General features: G+C 44.8%; 2 protein-coding genes. Both read left to right on the forward strand.

Annotated features, from left to right (window positions below):
- Positions 1 to 243: phosphopantetheine-binding protein (locus tag OCK74_RS27790; protein WP_279300384.1), on the forward strand; the 243-nt coding region annotated here is incomplete at its 5' end.
- Between the two features lie 17 nt (positions 244 to 260).
- A partial coding sequence (locus OCK74_RS27795; RefSeq protein WP_279300385.1) for a condensation domain-containing protein occupies positions 261 to 1,900 on the forward strand: 1,640 nt, incomplete at its 3' end.

Consider the following 1,900-nt stretch of genomic DNA (forward strand, 5'->3'; position numbering starts at 1 on the left):
TGGCAGCAACTGCTGAAAGTAACCCCCATCGGCATCCACGACAACTTCTTCGAACTCGGCGGACACTCCCTGATGGCAATGCAAATCAAAAGTTCTATTGAACGAGAATTACTAATATCAATTCCTATTCAGGTATTATTCCAATTCACTTCTATTAGTGATCTAAGTAAATATCTGGAAGTACAACGCAGTTCTCAATCAAATCAAAACGATGCATCATCATTTAGATTATTAAACATTTAATAATTAATTCTGTCATTATGGAATACGTTTCAACAAAGGCAATTGACTTGTTGTACTTGGCAAAGCAGAATGGAATTGAAATTATTTTAGAGGAAGAGCAACTTCAACTTAAAATCCCGCATAATGTAAATATTGATGAAGGTTTACTGCAACTAATAAAAGAGAATAAGAAATTAATAATTGAGTTTTTAAGTAACAGGAACTGGAAATCAATAAAGGTCAATAAGAACTATAATAGGATAAATAGATCTGATAGAAACTTAATAGAACGTCTTCCCCTTTCTTTTGCCCAGGAGCGTTTGTGGTTCATTGACCAGCTGGAGGGCAGTGTACAGTATCATGTACCAGCCGTGCTTAGACTGAAAGGAGCACTAGATAAAGAAGCCCTATCATCTGCTTTCCAAACCATCATCGAGCGTCATGAGGTGTTAAGGACCATATTCCTTGAAGAAGAAGGCCAGAGCTATCAATACATACAAGCAGCTGATGGCTGGAAGCTAACTGTATTAGATGGCGCACGCTTTAAGCAGGATGCGGAGAGTTTACAGCACTACACCCAGGCTTTGATCTCCCGGCCCTTTGATCTATCAAGAGACTACCTGCTCCGGGCCTACCTCCTGGAGCTGGATATAGAAGAACATATTTTAGTAGTGACCTTGCATCACATTGCCTCCGATGCCTGGTCCACACCTATATTGGTGCGTGAGCTTAGGGAGCTGTATAGTGCCTATAGTGAAAACCGCCCTGCTCAACTGCCTTCTTTAGAGATCCAGTATGCCGACTATGCCCTCTGGCAGAGAAACTATTTGCAGGGAGAGGTACTGGAGCATAAGCTCTCTTATTGGAAAGAAAAGCTTGAAGGAGTAGAAGCCTTACAACTGCCTACCGATTACCCCCGCCCTGCCGTGCAAAATACCAAAGGAGCTTTTGTCAACTTTAATATCGATCCAACGCTCTCAGAGCAACTCAATACATTCAGCCAAAGGCAAGGAGTAACTCTGTTCATGACCCTGCTGGCTGCTTATAAAATCCTGTTGTACCGCTACAGTGGACAAAGCGACATCAGTGTGGGCACTTCGGTGGCCAACCGCAGCAGAAAGGAGGTGGAGGGGCTCATCGGCTTTTTTGTCAACACCCTGGCCCTCAGGGATCAACTCACAGGAGAGCAGTCCTTCACCGAGGTATTACAACAGGTGAAGCAGACGACTCTTAGTGCTTATGAGCACCAGGAGGTGCCTTTTGAAAAGGTGGTGGAAGAAGTGGTCAGGGAAAGGGACCTGAGCCGCTCTCCTTTGTTCCAGGTGATGCTGGTGCTGCGCAACACCCCTGAAGTACCCCGTCTTCAGTTAGGAGAGGTAGAGCTTACAGGAGAAGTGATCGAACACAGCACCGCCAAGTTTGAACTCACCTTCTTTTTAACGGAGACCCCACAAGGACTGCAGGGAGCTGTAAGCTATAGAACTGATTTGTTTAGTGCGGCCTCCATTGAGCGCATGATTGCCCATTTTAATCAGTTACTCCACTCCGTCATTGAGCAGCCACAGCTACCTATAAGTGTACTGCAATACCTGACTCCCTTAGAGCAGCAGCAGTTGCTCCATGGCTTTAACAGCTGTGAAGTGGCTTATCCTAAACACCACACCCTTGTCTCTTTGTT

Source organism: Paraflavisolibacter caeni, from assembly GCF_025628885.1.
Classification (GTDB): Bacteria; Bacteroidota; Bacteroidia; order Chitinophagales; family Chitinophagaceae; genus Flavisolibacter; species Flavisolibacter caeni.